This is a genomic window from Candidatus Kryptobacter tengchongensis, from assembly GCF_001458555.1.
Classification (GTDB): domain Bacteria; phylum Bacteroidota; class Ignavibacteria; order Kryptoniales; family Kryptoniaceae; genus Kryptonium; species Kryptonium tengchongense.
In genome coordinates, this window is sequence record NZ_CZVH01000031.1 from 1 (window position 1) to 17,582 (window position 17,582).

At 38.1% G+C, this 17,582-nt stretch carries 11 protein-coding genes and 1 tRNA gene; 2 read left to right on the forward strand and 10 right to left on the reverse strand.

Features of this window, described 5'->3' with window-relative positions:
• The 4 genes from AT685_RS02805 to AT685_RS02820 form a co-directional block, all read right to left on the reverse strand.
• The coding region (locus AT685_RS02805; protein WP_143713091.1) for a hypothetical protein at positions 1-860 on the reverse strand (860 nt) is incomplete at its 3' end.
• A gap of 89 nt (positions 861-949) precedes the next feature.
• Positions 950-1,342: a preprotein translocase subunit SecG gene (gene secG, locus AT685_RS02810; RefSeq protein ID WP_234696222.1), complete on the reverse strand. Its 393-nt coding sequence runs from the start codon at positions 1,340-1,342 to the stop codon at positions 950-952.
• A 208-nt stretch (positions 1,343-1,550) separates the two neighbouring features.
• Complete coding sequence (locus AT685_RS02815; RefSeq protein WP_072151465.1) at positions 1,551-3,224, reverse strand: FlgD immunoglobulin-like domain containing protein; 1,674 nt, start codon at positions 3,222-3,224, stop codon at positions 1,551-1,553.
• Between the two features lie 320 nt (positions 3,225-3,544).
• A tRNA-Ser gene (locus AT685_RS02820) sits at positions 3,545-3,628 on the reverse strand.
• 128 nt (positions 3,629-3,756) lie between these two features.
• Between AT685_RS02820 and AT685_RS02825 the strand changes: the two genes are divergently transcribed.
• Entirely contained in the window at positions 3,757-4,725 is a 969-nt protein-coding gene (locus AT685_RS02825) for a tetratricopeptide repeat protein (protein ID WP_072151466.1), read from the forward strand.
• Positions 4,722-5,330, forward strand: a complete 609-nt coding sequence (locus AT685_RS02830) for a hypothetical protein (protein WP_143713092.1) — start codon at positions 4,722-4,724, stop codon at positions 5,328-5,330. Before AT685_RS02825 ends, AT685_RS02830 begins: the two co-directional genes overlap by 4 nt.
• Positions 5,331-5,336: 6 nt before the next feature.
• On the opposite strand, the gene topA is transcribed toward AT685_RS02830, so the two are convergent.
• From topA to rplA, 6 genes are all read right to left on the reverse strand, one after another.
• Complete coding sequence (gene topA, locus AT685_RS02835; protein WP_072151468.1) at positions 5,337-7,580, reverse strand: type I DNA topoisomerase; 2,244 nt, start codon at positions 7,578-7,580, stop codon at positions 5,337-5,339.
• A gap of 96 nt (positions 7,581-7,676) precedes the next feature.
• Entirely contained in the window at positions 7,677-12,017 is a 4,341-nt protein-coding gene (gene rpoC / locus AT685_RS02840; RefSeq protein WP_072151469.1) for a DNA-directed RNA polymerase subunit beta', read from the reverse strand.
• A 28-nt stretch (positions 12,018-12,045) separates the two neighbouring features.
• The gene (rpoB, locus tag AT685_RS02845) at positions 12,046-15,828 is read right to left on the reverse strand and encodes a DNA-directed RNA polymerase subunit beta (protein WP_081040554.1); all 3,783 of its coding nucleotides are present in this window, start codon (positions 15,826-15,828) and stop codon (positions 12,046-12,048) included.
• 146 nt (positions 15,829-15,974) lie between these two features.
• Positions 15,975-16,370: a 50S ribosomal protein L7/L12 gene (gene rplL / locus AT685_RS02850; protein ID WP_072151470.1), complete on the reverse strand. Its 396-nt coding sequence runs from the start codon at positions 16,368-16,370 to the stop codon at positions 15,975-15,977.
• 36 nt (positions 16,371-16,406) lie between these two features.
• Positions 16,407-16,937, reverse strand: coding sequence for a 50S ribosomal protein L10 (gene rplJ / locus AT685_RS02855; RefSeq protein ID WP_072151471.1), 531 nt, complete (start codon positions 16,935-16,937; stop codon positions 16,407-16,409).
• 98 nt (positions 16,938-17,035) lie between these two features.
• Positions 17,036-17,582, reverse strand: a 547-nt coding sequence (rplA, locus tag AT685_RS02860) for a 50S ribosomal protein L1 (RefSeq protein WP_143713093.1), incomplete at its 5' end; no start/stop codon positions are given.

Here is a 17,582-nt window from a genome sequence, read left to right on the forward strand (position 1 = left end):
ATATCAAAAAATAATCCCGTTGCAAGCGTCCCCGACAAAACAACTGCAAAACCCGCAACAATTGCTATCACCGCAAGTCGTCTCATAATGCTAGATTTTACAATGGCGATATACCTTGACTTATACTCCTCAAGCAACAACGGCGAATGAGAAATCAAAATGTGAAGTATGTTAAAAGTTAAAAATCCAGAAACAAATGTGCCAGCAACCTCTATCGCAAGGAAAACTCTGCTAAGTGCCAACCCTGAAAAACTAAGTTTCAAAAACCAGAGCCATAAAACTGGTTCAACTAAGAAATAAAGAGAGAATAATTTAATCCACTTGCTCCTGCGAGGTGCTTTTTTACACACATCTTTATTTGTTAACATTATATCGCCAAGGGTAAAATAAGCAATAAAAAATTGTAATTGAATCAAGACATAAAAAATATCGGTGAGAAGATGAAGCATTTTTTCATAAGATTGCACCCAAAAATACGGAAACAACAAAACAACAAAAGCGCCCCCAGGTATCAAAATCTTTTTTAAAGAAGAGCTTAAATCACCAATCCCTGTCAATCTTATAAAGAAATTATAAAGGGAAAATACCCCAAAGATAAGAAGAAATCCGCCAATGATGTAAAGTATCTGTATTAAAACGAGTTCAGCGCTCGTTATAAGCCCAAATCTTGCCGTTATGTAAAAAGCCTCATAAACAGCTATCAAATAAAAAACGGCGGAGAAAAACAGAAGTGAAGACCCCGTTCTTTTCCCTGTTTCAAATGTAAATCTATAAGCTAAAGCGGTAAGCGAGAGGACAGGCAAAAGAACATAAAAAAATTCAAGTGCTCCGCTTATAACATCAAAAACATAACTTTGCATAAAAAATAAATTTTTTGTTTCACATCGTAAAATCCTTTACGAAATACATCTTTGCCAAAAATTCACTATTTTCACCCGAAATAAATCAACTATTTCTGTTCCTGCGGGGTTGCAGCAGGTTGAGATTGACCGGGCTGAGGTGCAGGAACAGTAATTGGTGGAACCGATTTTGCCCTTTGTTGAATTATGCTTTCACGAACACTTTCGGGTGTCTTCCCTGGTAGAAAGAAAAGATTAATTATAATTGCAAGCAAAAGAAAAATTGCACCAAGTGTAATCGTTGCTTTGCTAAGAAAGTCTGCAGTTCTTCTGATCCCAAAAACTGTCCCAAAACCTGCTCCGCCAAACGCTCCAGCAAGACCACCACCTCTTCCAGCTTGAAGCAAAACTGCGATAACAAGAAAAATAGCAATTATTATCTCAATCGCAACAAGAACACCATACATTTTTAAATCGTCTCCGGAATTTTGTTTTTCATACATTTAAAAATCAAGTTTAAACTCCTTAATCAACTTGCTTCTCTTGTGTTCCTTATTCAAAAAGGAATTAAGAAGCAACTTTGCTTTTATCAAATTTAAAAAGAAAATTGCTCAAAACCAAAATAATCAAACCTTCAAAAATAAAAAACCCCTCCCTACAGGGAGGGGTTGATAAAAAACTAAATAAAGAGAGAAAATCCAGAAATAATCCCTACTTCATCAATACTGCTTTTCTTGTCATCGTGAATTCTCTTCCATCTTCAAGCGACTTTGCATACATCGTATAGAAGTAAACACCTGAACCAACAGGATTACCCTGCTCATCTCTTCCATCCCACTTAACACTCTTTCTTCCAGGATCAAGATTTGCCTCAACAAGTGTTTTAACCTTCTGACCAAGAACATTCCAAACGATTATCTTAACACTTGAATACTCAGGTATATCAAACCTTATCTCGGTGCCCGGGTTAAACGGATTTGGATAGTTTTGGTAAAGCATATAATCAAGTGGCACCTCTCCTCCAAATTGATAAGCATTATATAACAAATCTGCACCTGTATTTCCAACACTTGCTATAATTTGAGGTTCAGCATTCAAAAGTTGTTCAGCAGTGACATTAGGAAGCACTATCGTAAGCAAAACGCTTTCACCTGTTTTGATATATTTACCACCATCGGCATAGACGACAATTACAATTTTATTAAATTCATTCCTCCTCCAATCAACATTTAACCCACTTGCATCGGGCATCTTCCAAACATCAATCTTGCCAGGTAAAACAGAAGATATAAATTCTATTTGCAATCCTCTTAACAAAGGCTCGTTATTTTCAAGTTTAACCCTTATCTTACTTGTCTTCGTCCCAGGACTGAACAGCTCAAATTTTAAAAGTCCGTTTGCATTTACCTTTTTCCCACCTCCTTCAAACTTTGCAAGAATTGCACCAGAACCTAAACCTTTATCATTAACTTTAAACACAGGCGAACCAGCAATCGCAGCTATCGCATAACCTGGCCATACACCACTTACCACCGCATCTTCCAATGTTGCGAGGTCCATAAGATCAAGAGTTCCGCCCCCACCATTAACATCAGAAGCTATCCTGTCTGCATTATCAGGATTCGCATTGTCATATTGGAGCGAACTTTCACCATTGGTTGTCTCATAAAAATATCTATCATTTGTTCCATCGCTATTCGCATCTCTAAAATTAACTTCAGGATCATTTACTATTACAGCACCGTAATTTCCAACCACGACATCAGCAAGTGCGGTTACATCTACAATATTTACATTATTATCCCAATTTACATCACCATATTTGCGACTATTGGTATAACCAGTTGGCGTAAATGTTGGCGAAGAAGTAGGAGGTGTAAAAGTGGAAGCTGTAATATTTATCGTAGCCGGACTTAAAGTTGGGGTAACCATTTGAGGCGTGCCACCACCACCTGGATAATTTCTAATGACTGCAGATGCACCACTCAAAGTAACAGAATACGAACCGGCTGACAAAGAAGGTAATGTAACCACAAGCACGCTTGAGTTAAAACCAGGCTGAAACATACGACTCTTCGTTTTTCCATAAACAACAACACTAACACCATTTGTTATGTTTGACTTAGTTATTAGAAAATTTGATGACAAGCCAGGATATAAACTAACATTGCTCGTATTCAAAGTTATACTTGTTGAAGTAATATCAATTTTGAAGCTCCAGACACCCTGATTGGAATAACTATTTTGTAGCATAACAAAAATTTGCTGACCTGAAACTCCAGCATCAATTTCAATATTTGATTGGTGCCATCCTATCGTTACCTGCCCTATTGAAAAAGACACAAGTATAGAGATGAAAACCAAAATCAACAACAATTTTTTCATGGCTACCTCCAAAAATTACTTTTTATTTAGTTTGTAATTTCTGCCACAACGAGTGGCTTTTGTTATCTTGAGGTAAATATAACAAAACTAATCGCTTTTGTCAAGATTTTAATCATAGGTTAAAACCTTCTAATGAATGTTCAATTTTTGTCTTTAAACAAAATTGCAAAGGTGCTTCAAGAAACAGTGTGACACAGCTCACATTAAAAACACATCAAATTTTATTCCTTTCAAAAAATCTGAAAAAAGCGGGGAAATTAAATAAGTCAGCGGGTTAAATTTTACATTTTTTCAAACCGGTGTGGAAAAATTACAAAATGCGGAGGGTGAGGGACTCGAACCCCCAAGGGCGCGAAGCCCAGCGGTTTTCAAGACCGCCGCCTTACCAATTAGGCTAACCCTCCAGGCGATTATAAATTTATAAAATTTTGCAAATAAAATCAAGATTGCCAGGATCGCCTCATCGCTTGACTTTTACCCAATACTTTTTTATTTTAAATCAAGCAAAGTTAAACAAAAGGAAGGTTAAGCCATGAAAATAGTGGGTTTTATTTTAACTATTACAGCTGGATTATTGTTTTTAACTTTAATTCAGGGATGCGCGTCCACAGCTGAACAAGAAGATATATACGGAAACATAATTGGGGAAACAACGGCAGAAATTGATACAACGCAAATGCTTACCCTATCTGAGGAAAACAAAACACTCAAAGAACAAATATCAAAATTAGAAACCCAAAACTCACAGCTAGAAAGAGAAAAATCTGAACTGGAGAAAAAAATACAATCACTTCAAGAAAACAACGCTCAGTTGACTGCAAAACTTTCCGACCTCGGAGCTCAACTTGAAGCGGAGAAACAAAAAACACGCGAACTTTCTTTAAAGCTCTCAGAGTATGAATCACAACCAAAGCCCGGGGCAACTGAACTTGAACTTAGAGCTGAGATTGTAAAGCGAGACAGCGAAATTACAGAATATAAAAGACAGATAAGAGACCTGCAAGCGAAACTTGCTGAACTTGAAACAAAATTAACAACACAACCTGCTGAAACCAAACCTGCAACTGTTGCCGGTGAAGCTAAACTTGCTTATCCTGGCATAACTGCTGAAACGCCAAAAATTGAAATGACGGAAAAGCAATTTAGAAATTATTACAATTTGGGACTTAATGCCTTCAAAAATCGCAAATATAAAATGGCTATCTCTTACTTTGATACTTTGATGAGAAGTAGTGTTGAAACAAACTTGAAAATAAACGCTGTCTACTGGGCAGGTGAAAGCTACTTCGCCTTAAAACAATACGAGAAGGCAATTGAATATTTCAACTATGTCGCACAGACAAAATCAACCAAAACCCCTGATGCTTTATATATGCTTGGAAGATGTTACGCAGCGCTTGGGAAAATTAAAGAAGCAAAAGAATATATGAATCGCGTTCTGAAAGAATATCCCAGAAGTCCTGTCGCTAAAAAAGCAAAAGAAAGATTGGAGAGATTATGAGATTAAAATTAATTTTTCTGATTTTTGCCCTGCTTTTCATCTACTCTTGCAAAAAAGAAGAACAGAACCAAATTTTGCCGTATATTCAAATCACTGTTGACAGTAAATCCTTTAAAATGGATTCAGTTATTGCTGTGTATGACGATTCAGCTGGGGTTATGAGTTTGATCGGAGTAAAATACGCCAGTGGAACACTCCAAAATCTTATAGCAATTGGATTTAAATTCTCAAGTGATATACAAGTTCCTAAAACATATGATGCTACCAGAACACCGATTGAAATGGTGGCTATTTACATTGATTCAACAAATACTTACTCAACTGCAACGGTTGATTCGCTTGGGAATCCAGCGAGCCCAATTGGAACAGGGATTTTAAATCTCACTTTACACAACTTAACACTTCACACCATAGCTGGAAATTTTGAACTTAGACCCAAGGAAATTGACCCACAGACCTGGGAAGTAAAAACGAAGACAATTTATATAAAGGGTTCGTTCCAGACATATTATGTATTCCTCACAAGGGGTGCTTCCCCACCTGTGCCGTTGAAAATATTCCCAATGCCGATGGCAAATCAATCTAAATTTATTTACGAACCCTGAAACAATTCAAACGCTATGTTCCATTATCTCCGCATTGCATTTGGGGCATTTGTAAGAGGTTGAGGTTTTACGCTTAGGTTTAACTATAAGTGGATAACCGCATTCAGGGCATGGTTTTTCAATGGGTTTATCCCATAGAATGAAACCACAATCTGGGTAATTTGAACATCCATAAAAAGTTCGTTTTCTTTTGCTTTTCCGCTCAACAAGTTCCCCTTTCCCGCATTCGGGACATTTTATGCCTGTTGTTATTGATTCAGTATATTTGCACGATGGATAATTTTCACATCCGTAAAATTTTCCAAATCTGCCATGTCTCAAAACTAACCTGCCACCGCATTCTGGACAGACTCTTACTTGCCCAAGCTCTCCATCCGTTGGAAAAGCCATTGTATAATTGCATTCCAAATTAGAACAGGCAAGATATTTTCCATATTTATCAATTTTAACAACCATTTTTGAACCGCATTTATAACACGCTATATCTGTTTTTTCTTGGACTTGTTCTCTTATTTCATCTTTTTTATTCTCAAGTTCTTTGAGATATCTATCAAACGGTTTAAAAAACGAATCAACAACATCGGTATATTTTTTCTTTCCAGAGGCTATCTCATCAAGGTCATCTTCCATCCTCGCTGTAAATTTATAATCAACAACATCGGGAAAGTTTGAGATGAGAATTTTATTCACGGCAAAACCAAGATCCGTAGGAATCAATTTTCTATCTTGAAGTTCAACATATCCACGCTCAAGAATTGTGCTGATTATCGTAGCATAAGTGCTTGGTCTTCCAATGCCTCTTGATTCAAGCTCTTTTACAAGCGAGGCTTCGGTATATCTTGCTGGTGGCTTTGTAAAGTGTTGCTCGGGGACAAGGTTTGTAAGTGCTAAAATTTCATCAATGTTTATTTTAACAGGTATCTTGACTTCCTTTTCTTCTTTATCCTCTGACTCAGTTTTTGTTTCTTCGTAAATTTGCATGTAACCATTAAACTTAACTATAGTTCCAGTTGCCCTAAAAAGATACCCATCCGCAGTTATATCAACGACTGTTTGCTCAAGCACAGCTGAGGACATCTGACAAGCAACGAACCTATTCCAAATGAGTTCATAAAGAGCGAAAAGGTCTTCATCAAGATACTTCTTTACAAACTTCGGCTCATACTTCATATATGTTGGTCTTATTGCCTCGTGTGCATCTTGACTTGTCTTTGATTTTTTGAAAACCCTTGGTGTTTGAGGTAGATATTCCTTGCCGTAATTGTTATAAATGTATTCCCTTACCGCGTTTACAGATTCATCACTTAATCTCGTTGAGTCAGTTCTCATATATGTTATCAATCCAACCCTTCCTTCATCTCCAAGTTCAACGCCTTCGTAAAGTTGCTGGGCTAACATCATTGTTTTCTTTGCTGAAAAACGAAGTTTATTGCTTGCTTCCTGTTGGAGAGTGCTTGTGATAAATGGTGGTGCTGGATTTTTTAAAATTTCTTTCTTTTGGATGTTTGAGATTCTAAAAACTTTGTCTTTCAAATCATCTAAAATTTTTTCAGCTGTTTCTCTATTTGGTATCTTTGGGTCTTCGCCATTTATTTTGAATAACTTGGCTTTTAAAATTTCCCCCGACTGCGTTTTAAACTCCGCTTCAATTGTCCAGTATTCTTCTGGCTTGAAATTTTTTATCTCCTCTTCACGCTCGCATACCAAACGAAGTGCGACCGATTGAACTCTCCCAGCAGAGAGAGAAATTTTTTCATTCACAACCTTCTTCAAAAATGGGCTGATCCTATACCCAACAATTCTATCAAGGACACGCCTTGCCTGCTGGGCATCAACAAGGTTCATATCAATATCACGGGGATTTTGCATCCCTTTTTCAATTCCGTTCCTAGTTATCTCAGTGAAAAGAACACGCTTTATGTTTGAATTTACACTTTCAATTTCCGTTTTTATGTGCCATGCAATTGCCTCGCCCTCTCTATCAGGGTCTGTTGCTATGAAAACCTTATTTACCTTCCTTGCAAGTTCTCTTAACTTTTCAAGAACTTCTTTTTTACCAGGGATTACAACATATCTTGGTTTATAATTCCTATCAATGTCTATTCCAAGTTTTGATTTATCCCTTGGTCTCTTTGGAAGGTCTTTGACATGCCCGATTGATGCCTCAACTATAAATTCACTCCCAAGATACTTGCCTATTGTTTTTGCTTTTGCTGGGGATTCAACTATTACGAGACCTTCTTTTGCCATCTTTTTAATCTTTTTTGGTTTTTAACAAAAAAGCGACGGCTAAAATCCAGCCGTCGCTTGTTTTTAAATTTTTCATTCGGATTAAAAATTTAATTTTCACAATGATGCTGCTTTCTTTTCAGTGACTTTCTCTTTTTCTTCCTCAGCTTTTTCAATTTCCTTCGCAGTTTCCTTTAACATAACTCTGACATCACGGTAATCTTTCTGCTCGTTTCTGAAGCCTGTTCCAGCAGGTATAAGTTGACCAACGACAACATTTTCTTTTAAACCGCGCAGATTATCCACCTTTGCATCTATTGCTGCATCTGTCAGAACCCGCGTGGTTTCCTGGAACGAAGCTGCCGAAATCCAGCTTTCGGTTGTCAAAGCAGCATTGGTTATACCAAGCAATACAGGTTCAAATTCAGCACCTTTTGCGGGACGATACTCTGCAGGTCTTTTTCTTTTCTTTCTTAATATATCGTTTTCCTTGTCAACTTCAGTCTTCAGTTTTATTTGCCCAACTTTATACTTTGAATCACCCTTGTTTGTTATAACAACCATATTCCTTATCCTGTTGTTTTCCTCGTCAACTAAATCTTTATCAACTATATCTCTCTCAAGGAACTTTGTATCACCCGAATTTGTAATTTTAACCTTACGCATCATTTGCCTGACGATTACTTCAATATGCTTGTCATTAATTTCAACACCTTCATTTCTATAAACATCTTGGATCTCATTAACAAGATACTGCTGAACTGCATTGATTCCCTTTATGCTTAGAACTTTATGCGGGTCAATTGGACCGTCTGTTAATCTATCACCTGCATAAACACGGTCGCCATCTTCAACAATAAGATGTTTTGTCTGTGGTATTTGATAAGTTTTTTCAAACTGCCCATCGTCGCTTGTTATCTTGACGATGTAATAATTTCTCTCCGTTTTAACGCTTACAACGCCATCAATTTCAGCAAGTTCTGCTGGATCATTAGGGGTTCTTGCTTCAAAAAGATTTACAACCTTCGGCAATCCACCGGTTATATCTCTGATCTTTGCTTGTTCTCTTGGGATTTTAGCTATAACATCACCAGCTTTGATATACACTCCATTGCTAATTTCCGGATTCACAAGCGCCCTGGCTGGGATCGGTTGATAATGCTCTTCACCTTTTGATGTTATAATTTTAATTCTTGGAACTTTAGTTTTATCCTTTGCTTCTATTATAACCCACTGCATATGCCCTGTTGTCTCATCCGCTTCCTCACGATATGTGACATCAGGAATAAAATCAATAAGTTCAACCCTTCCTGACTTCTCTGCAAGAATGAGAGAGTTATACGGGTCAGTTTCATAGAGCTCCTCTCCCTTCTTGACAAGTTGCCCATTTTTCACTTTAAGGTCGGCACCATAAGGAACGGCATATTTTTTAGAAAGCTCACTTCGTTTCTCATCTTCAACTATAATATATCCTTGCTTTGACATCACACGCAGAACCTTTTCTACTCCTTCATCTGTTGCCTTTTCATACTCAATGTACTTTAGATTTACAAATTTAACCTTACCATCGTTTTTAGCAAAGATCTTTGACGATCTATATCCAGCACCCGCAACGCTACCACCTGTGTGGAAAGTTCTAAGCGTAAGCTGTGTTCCTGGCTCACCTATTGACTGGGCAGCGATTATCCCAACTGCTTCACCAACTTCCACCATTCTACCTGTAGCAAGATTTCTACCATAGCACTTTACACAAACACCATATTTGGCTTCACATGTGAGGACAGAACGAACTTCAACTTCTTCTATTCCAGCTTCTTCAATTTTTTGAGCTAGATCTTCATCAATTTCTTGTCCTGCCTCAACAATTATTTCCCCAGTGACAGGATGATAGATATCATGCAAAGCAACCCTTCCGATAATTCTGTCTGCGAGTGTAACTCTAACTTCTTCACCACCTTCTTCTTTCAGGGCTGTGATAGTAATTCCCCTGACAGTTCCGCAGTCTTCCTCCGTTACGACAACATCTTGTGCGACATCAACCAAACGCCTTGTAAGATAACCTGCATCGGATGTTTTAAGAGCTGTATCTGCAAGACCTTTCCTTGCGCCGTGCGTTGAAAGGAAGTATTCCCATATTGAAAGACCTTCACGGAAATTTGAAAGAATTGGATGCTCAATCATCTCATAAGGTTGCCCAGTCATACCTTTTTGTGGCTTTTGCATTAAGCCACGCATTCCACCAAGTTGCCTTACCTGATCCTTTGATCCACGGGCACCCGAATCAAGCATGACAAAAAGTGGATTAAATCCCTGATTTACCTTGGAAAGTTTATCAAACAACGCCTTTGCAACTTTCTCTGTAGCTGCCGACCATTCATCAATAACTTTATTATACCTTTCTGTATCGGTAATCTCTCCCTCAAGATATTCATTATAATGAGCATCAACTCGTTTCTGATATTCAGCAATTATAGCTTCTTTTTCTTCAGGGACTATCACATCAGGGACACCAATTGAAATTCCAGACTTTGTCGCATAGTAATATCCCATATCCTTCATCTCATCAAGGAATTCAGCTGTTCTAACATTTCCATACTTTTTGTAAATTTTCGCTATCAGATCCGTGAGTTTCTTCTTCGTCAAGACCTCATTGATAAATCCAATTTCCTTCGGGACAATCTGATTAAAAATAACTCTACCAGTTGTTGTCTCAACAATCTCATATTTTCCTGTCGCTTGATTTAACATTCTAACTTTGATCTTTGCATGTAGCCCAAGTTTACCGCTGTTATATGCAATTATTACTTCTTCAGGCGATGAGAAAAGTTTACCTTGACCTGGTTCCCCTTCTCTTTCTTTAGTCAGATAATAAAGTCCAAGAACGATATCCTGAGTTGCGATTGTAATTGGTTTGCCATCAGCAGGCTTGAGCAAATTATGGCTTGAGAGCATCAATATCCTTGCCTCAAGTTGAGCCTCATATGAAAGCGGGACATGAACCGCCATCTGGTCACCATCAAAGTCAGCATTGAAAGCTACACAAACGAGTGGATGCAACTGAATAGCTTTTGCATCTGTTAAAACAGGCTGAAATGCCTGTATCCCGAGCCGATGCAATGTCGGAGCACGGTTCAATAGGACGGGATGACTATCAACAATCTTTTCAAGTAATCCCCAAATGATAGGATCTTTCCTTTCAATTATCCTCTTCGCTGTGCGTGCTGCTTTTGCATAACCATATTCCATCAGCTTGCGAATCAAAAATGGTTTAAACAATTCAACAGCCATATCCTTCGGCAATCCACACTGATGAAGTTTTAGCTCAGGTCCAACGACAATGACAGAACGACCTGAATAATCAACTCTTTTACCAAGCAAATTCTGTCTAAATCTACCTTGCTTGCCCTTTAGAATATCAGACAGGGATTTGAGAGGTCTATTTGTATCTGCTTTTACAGCGTTCACACGCCTTGAATTATCAAGCAGGGCATCAACTGCCTCCTGTAGCATTCTTTTTTCGTTTCTGAGGATTATCTCTGGCGCTTTTATCTCCTTTAATCTCTTCAATCTATTATTTCTGATTATAACCCTACGATAGAGATCGTTCAAATCGCTCGTAGCAAAGCGTCCACCCTCAAGAGGAACAAGCGGTCTCAGCTCTGGTGGGATAACAGGAATTATTGTTAAAACCATCCACTCAGGTCTGTTTATAAACTCCTCTTTACCTCTTATGACCTGCTTTTGATTAAACGCCTCAACTACTTTTAGTCGTTTCAAAATCTCATATTTTTTCTGTTCGGAGGACTCCTGAGCTAATTGCTCTTTTAATTCAATTGATAACTGTTCAATGTCAAGATTTTTCAAAAGATCTCTTATCGCTTCTCCACCCATCTTCGCAATAAACTTATCAGGATGATCATCAGGCAATTTATCGTTATCAGGGAACTTCTCAAGTATTTCTTGATATTGTTCCTCTGTTATAAGATCCTTTTCTTTCAAACCTGTTTTACCAGGTTTTATAACAACATACGACTCATAATAAACTATTTTCTCAAGATCTTTTGTTGACATTCCAAGCAATGAACCAATTTTGCTTGGGACAGACCTCAGATACCATATATGCACAACAGGCACAGCAAGCTCAATGTGCCCCATTCTTTCACGTCTCACGCTTCTTTGCGTAACCTCAACACCGCATCTATCACATACAACCCCCCGATATCTTATTCTTTTGTATTTTCCGCAATGACATTCCCAGTCTTTAACAGGTCCAAATATCTTCTCGCAGAAAAGTCCATCTCTTTCTGGTTTATATGTTCTGTAATTTATCGTTTCAGGCTTTGTAACCTCACCACGAGACCACTGAAGTATTGTGTCAGGGCTTGCAAGTTTAATTGAAACTTTTGTGATCTGCTTTTTCTTCAAAAGACCTTCTTTTAAAATTTGCAATTTTTCCATTTTTAAACCTCCTGAGAAAAATTTATTTTTATTCAATTCTCACATCAAGACCAAGTCCTTGAAGCTCACGAACCAGAACATTAAACGATTCGGGAATCCCTGGCTCAGGTAAATTATCACCTTTAACTATTGCTTCATAGGCTTTTGAACGACCCTGAATGTCGTCAGATTTGTAAGTTAACATTTCTTGTAGAGTGTAAGCTGCACCATAAGCCTCAAGAGCCCATACTTCCATTTCTCCAAGTCTTTGACCACCAAACTGAGCTTTTCCACCAAGCGGTTGCTGCGTGATAAGTGAATATGGACCGATTGATCTTGCGTGAATTTTATCTTCAACCATATGGATAAGTTTCATCATATAAATGTATCCAACGGTAACCTCTTGATCAAAAGGTTCTCCAGTTCTGCCATCATAGAGAATTGTTTTCCCTGTTTCAGGCAAGCCTGCTTTTTTGAGTTCTTCTTGGATGTCCTCCCATGTTGCACCATCAAATATGGGGCTTGCATATTTGACGCCAAGTTTTTTCGCAGCCCACCCAAGAGCGGTCTCAAACAATTGCCCTAAATTCATTCTTGAAGGCACACCAAGCGGATTTAAAACGATATCAACTGGTGTCCCATCCGGAAGGAAAGGCATATCTTCAACGGGAGCAACTTTTGCTATAACACCTTTATTCCCGTGCCGACCCGCCATCTTATCCCCAACTTGTAATCTTCTCTTCTTTGCAACATAAACACGAGCAAGCTGGACAACACCAGGCTGAAGTTCATCAACCTGAACTTTATACTTCTCAATCTTCGCTTGCGTTTCAATATCTTGTAACTTCTTTAAATAATTTTCATATAACTGCTTTTTCAACATGTTCTTCTTTGAACTTTCAACCCACTCACCATCATAATCAAGGTCGTCAAGTTCGTCAATACGCGACTTGAAAACCTCCGGTCTTAAATTAACTCCGCTTCTTATAACAACTTCACCCTTTTTATTTCTTATCCCAAGTGATGTTTCATCTTCAAGCAACCGCCCAAGTTTTTCTGCTAATTTTTCTTTCGCCTCATCAATTAACTTCTTTCTTTTCTTTTCTATTCCGTCAATAAGTTTCTTTTCCTGCTTTTTTGATTCAGCATCCTTCTTTTTGCGCTGGAAAAGCTTCGTCGCAATCACAACACCCCTCAACCCCGGACTTGCCCTTAATGATGCATCTTTAACTTCCCCAGCCTTCTCTCCAAATATCGCTCTCAAAAGTTTTTCCTCAGGCGTTGGTTCAGTCTCCGCTTTCGGAGTTATTTTACCAATTAAGATATCGCCCTCCTTAACATATGTCCCAACTTTAACTATACCATTTTCATCAAGATCTTTTATAGCTTCCTCACTTACATTTGGAATTTCCCTGGTGAATTCTTCCTCGCCACGACGCGTATCGTGGACCGAAAGCTCAAATTCTTCTATATGAACTGATGTGAAAGCATCCTCAGCAACAAGTTTCTCGCTCACAATTATAGCGTCTTCAAAATTATAACCTCTCCATGGCATAAAAGCAACAAGTACATTCCTTCCAAGGGCAAGTTCACCATGGTCAATTGCAGGTCCGTCAGCAAGAACATCTCCAGCTTTAACCCTTTGTCCAACCCTGACAACTGGTTTCTGGTTTATACATGTATCCTGATTTGATCTTGAAAATTTTGTCAACTTATACTCAACTGTGTATTTATCATCAAAACTCAAAATTTCCTCAATACTTCCTTTCTTATGATCATACTCAACTATAATCTTAGTTGCGTCAACATATTTAACTACGCCATCACCTTCTGCGACTATCATCATCCTTGAATCGCGAGCAACTTTATCCTCAAATCCAGTTCCAACAAGTGGTGCTTCGGGTCTTAGAAGTGGAACTGCTTGTCTTTGCATGTTTGAACCCATAAGGGCACGGTTTGCGTCATCATGCTCAAGAAATGGAATGAGGGAAGCAGATACACTAACTATCTGATTCGGCGAGATATCCATATACTGAACCTCATTGGGCGATACAACAACGAAATCTCCTCCTTTCCTTGCCTTGACCTTATCAACAAGAAATCTACCATTTGAATCAATTGGAGCGTTCGCCTGTGCGATTATGACTCTTTCCTCTTCGTCAGCCGTAAGATATTCAATTTCATCTGTAACACGACCATTTTTAACTTTTCTATATGGAGTTTCAATAAAACCAAACTCATTTATTCTGGCAAAAACAGCAAGCGAAGCAATCAAACCAATGTTTGGACCCTCAGGTGTTTCAATAGGACATAGTCTCCCGTATTGAGTGTAATGAACATCACGGACCTCAATACCCGCTCTTTCTCTTGTCAATCCACCTGGACCAAGTGCGCTAACCCTTCTTTTATGCGTTATCTCGGCAAGCGGGTTCGTCTGATCCATAAATTGAGATAACTGGCTCGTGCCAAAAAATGCATTTAATGCGTTGGCTATAATCCTTGAATTGACAAGATCCTGAGGTGTAAGCTTATCAGTCTCCCTTAAATTTAATCTCTCCTTTATCGTGCGGGCCATCCTCGCAAACGCCGCATTCAATACCTGAACAAGTTGTTCAGCTACTGTCCTTACTCTGCGATTTCCAAGATGATCAACATCATCAATCCTTTCTTTACCACTTTGCAAATGAACAAGATATTTTATAATCGCAACAACATCTTCCTTAGTTAACGTTGTCTGATTTAACGGAACATTAAGGTTAAGTCGTGAATTGATCTTGTATCTTCCAACAACGCTTAAATCATAGCGTTTTGGATTAAAGAACCATTTCTCAATTATACTCTTTGCCGTTTCCATATCCTGAGCCTCTCCAAGTCGCAACTGCTTGTAAATATGTTCAATCGCTTCCTTTTCGCTCTTTATCGCATCTTTGTCCATTGTTTTTAAAATTATATCCTTAACATCCGAATCACCCTCTTTCCATACAAGCAAGGTTTTGATATTTGCAGAGCTAATCCTCTCAAGATCATCTACAGTTATTTCAGAATTTCTTGTAATAATTATCTCTCCTGTCTTTAAGTCAACAACATCAGATGCAACAATCCTGCCTATCAATTTCGCCTGTGTTGAACTATTAACAGGTATTTCCTCAACAAGTTCAAATAATTTCAATATATCTTCATCAGATGAATACCCAAGCGCCCTCAAAAGAGTTGTAACATAAAATTTCCTCTTTCTATCAATGTAAACATACATCATATCCATAACATCGGTTGTGAACTCAATCCATGAACCCTTCAAAGGAATTATTTGCGCTTGATATGTCTTTAACCCATTCGGGAAAACTGTTTCATCAAAGAAAACCCCTGGTGATCTTTGTAATTGATTTACGACAACCCTTTCGGCGCCATTTATAATGAATGTGCCTCTTTCAGTCATATAAGGCAAATTACCAAGGAAAACATCCTGTTCAATTGTCTCAACATAATCAGCATGACTTGGATCAAGTTTGGAAGAAAGGCGCAACTTAGCTTTCAATGGAACAGCATATGTTAAACCTCGCTCTTTACATTCTTCAATCGTGTATTTAGGTTTATCAATATAATACTCAATAAAATCAAGCACGAAAACTTCTTTTGAGTCAGTTACAGGGAAATTCGCTTTAAAAACCGCCTGTAAACCCTTATCTTCTCTCTTGCTGGGTGGAACATCTTCTTGAAGAAACTCTTTAAAAGATTTAAGCTGGATCTCAAGCAAATCAGGATAATCAAGCACAGGCTTAATTTTTCCAAATGAAATTCTCCCCGTTGCTGTTATTTCTCTTTTCTTTGCCAATTTTCCCTCACTCCTTAAAATTTTAAATTTTTGAAATTCTAAAAAAAGCAACAAGCCGATAACCCTAAAAGTTTATCACTTTTAGGTTGTTACCGGCTTGTGTTTGTTTTTAATTTGGTTTTCAAATTTAGTTTAAAAGAAAAATTTTATTTGATTTGAACTTGTGCTCCTGCCTCTTCAAGTTCTTTCTTAATCTTTTCAGCCTCTTCCTTTGAAATACCTTCTTTGATCGGCTTTGGTGCACTATCAACAAGGTCCTTTGCTTCCTTTAACCCAAGACCTGTTATCTGTCTGACGATCTTTATGACATTAAGTTTCTGTGCACCTGGATTAACAAGGATGACATCAAATTCGGTTTTCTCCTCAGCTGCTGGTTGTGCTGCTGCAGGTGCTGCACCGGGGACAGCTGCAACAACTGGCGCTGCAACAGCAGCTGCAGAAACACCAAATTTTTCCTCAAGGATCTTTTTTAACTCTACTGCTTCAAGAAGCGTAAGCTTCTCAATTCTTTCAACAATTTCTTCTACTATCTGTGATGGCATTTTTTTCTCCCTTAAAAATTTTGTTTTTAAAAATTCTTATGAACCTTTTTCTTCAAGTTTTTTCGCAATCGCATCAATTACAAGAACAAGTTCCGATAAAACCGCATTTAATGTCCAGACAATACCACTTGCTGGAGCTGCAATACTCCCGATTATTCCAGCAATGATATCTGACTTTGAAGGCAAATTTGCCAGTTCATCAAGTTTTGAACCGTCATATATCTGCCCCTCCACAAAAATAGCCTTAACAGCTGGCTTCTCAATCTTGCTTTTTACCTTTTTTATCAATCTGACCGGCGTAATCGGATCATCGTATCCAAATGCAACCGCTGTTGGTCCTTCAAGATACTTAAACAACCCATCATATCCTCCGACATTCTGCATCGCTATCTTTAAAAGCGTATTCTTCACAACCTTATAATCAACCTTAGCGCTTTTAAGTTCCTTTCTTAACTCATTTACCTCAGCTACTGTCATCTTGGTAAAATCGGTCAAAACAAGTCCTCTTGCACGCGAAATTTTTTCAGTTATCTCCTCAACAATTTTAGCTTTCTCCTCTCTTTTCATTTCAACCTCAAAAATTTTTTAAATTAGAAAATATCTCAAGCATAAATTAAAGAGTGCGTCTCTTTACGCCCAGAGATGTTGGCTTAGAAGCAACCCATTTATGATAAATTCATGAGAACTGAATTCTTATCCACTTTTATTCCTGGACCCATTGTGCTTGAAAGAGTGATGTTCTTTATGTACTGACCTTTAACAGAAGCTGGTCTCAACTTAACTATTGTTGAAAGAAGCGTCTTTATATTTTCAATTAACTTTTCATTTTCAAACGATACTTTCCCGACCGATACATGTATATTCCCGGCTTTGTCAACCCTGAATTCAACTCTTCCTGCCTTTGCTTCCTTAACAGCTTTAGCGACATCATTTGTAACAGTTCCGCTTTTCGGATTTGGCATCAACCCACGAGGTCCAAGGATTTTACCGAGTTTTCCGACCTCACCCATAACTTCAGGGGTTGCAATTATAACATCAACATCAGTCCATCCTTCCTTTATTTTATTTATATACTCATCAAATCCAACATAATCAGCCCCTGCCTCAATTGCTTCCTTTTCCTTATCTGGCTGTTTCGTCAAAACAAGAACGCGAACCTTCTTCCCTGTCCCATAAGGAAGCAATTGAGGCAGGGGCTGATTATGTTGGATT

Coding starts and splice junctions, on each gene's coding strand:
- secG (WP_234696222.1), bottom strand. CDS start 1,342: ATGTATGAAAAACAAAATTCCGGAGACGATTTAAAAATGTATGGTGTT.
- AT685_RS02815 (WP_072151465.1), bottom strand. CDS start 3,224: ATGAAAAAATTGTTGTTGATTTTGGTTTTCATCTCTATACTTGTGTCT.
- rplL (WP_072151470.1), bottom strand. CDS start 16,370: ATGCCATCACAGATAGTAGAAGAAATTGTTGAAAGAATTGAGAAGCTT.
- AT685_RS02830 (WP_143713092.1), top strand. CDS start 4,722: ATGAGATTAAAATTAATTTTTCTGATTTTTGCCCTGCTTTTCATCTAC.
- topA (WP_072151468.1), bottom strand. CDS start 7,580: ATGGCAAAAGAAGGTCTCGTAATAGTTGAATCCCCAGCAAAAGCAAAA.
- rpoC (WP_072151469.1), bottom strand. CDS start 12,017: ATGGAAAAATTGCAAATTTTAAAAGAAGGTCTTTTGAAGAAAAAGCAG.
- rplJ (WP_072151471.1), bottom strand. CDS start 16,937: ATGAAAAGAGAGGAGAAAGCTAAAATTGTTGAGGAGATAACTGAAAAA.
- AT685_RS02825 (WP_072151466.1), top strand. CDS start 3,757: ATGAAAATAGTGGGTTTTATTTTAACTATTACAGCTGGATTATTGTTT.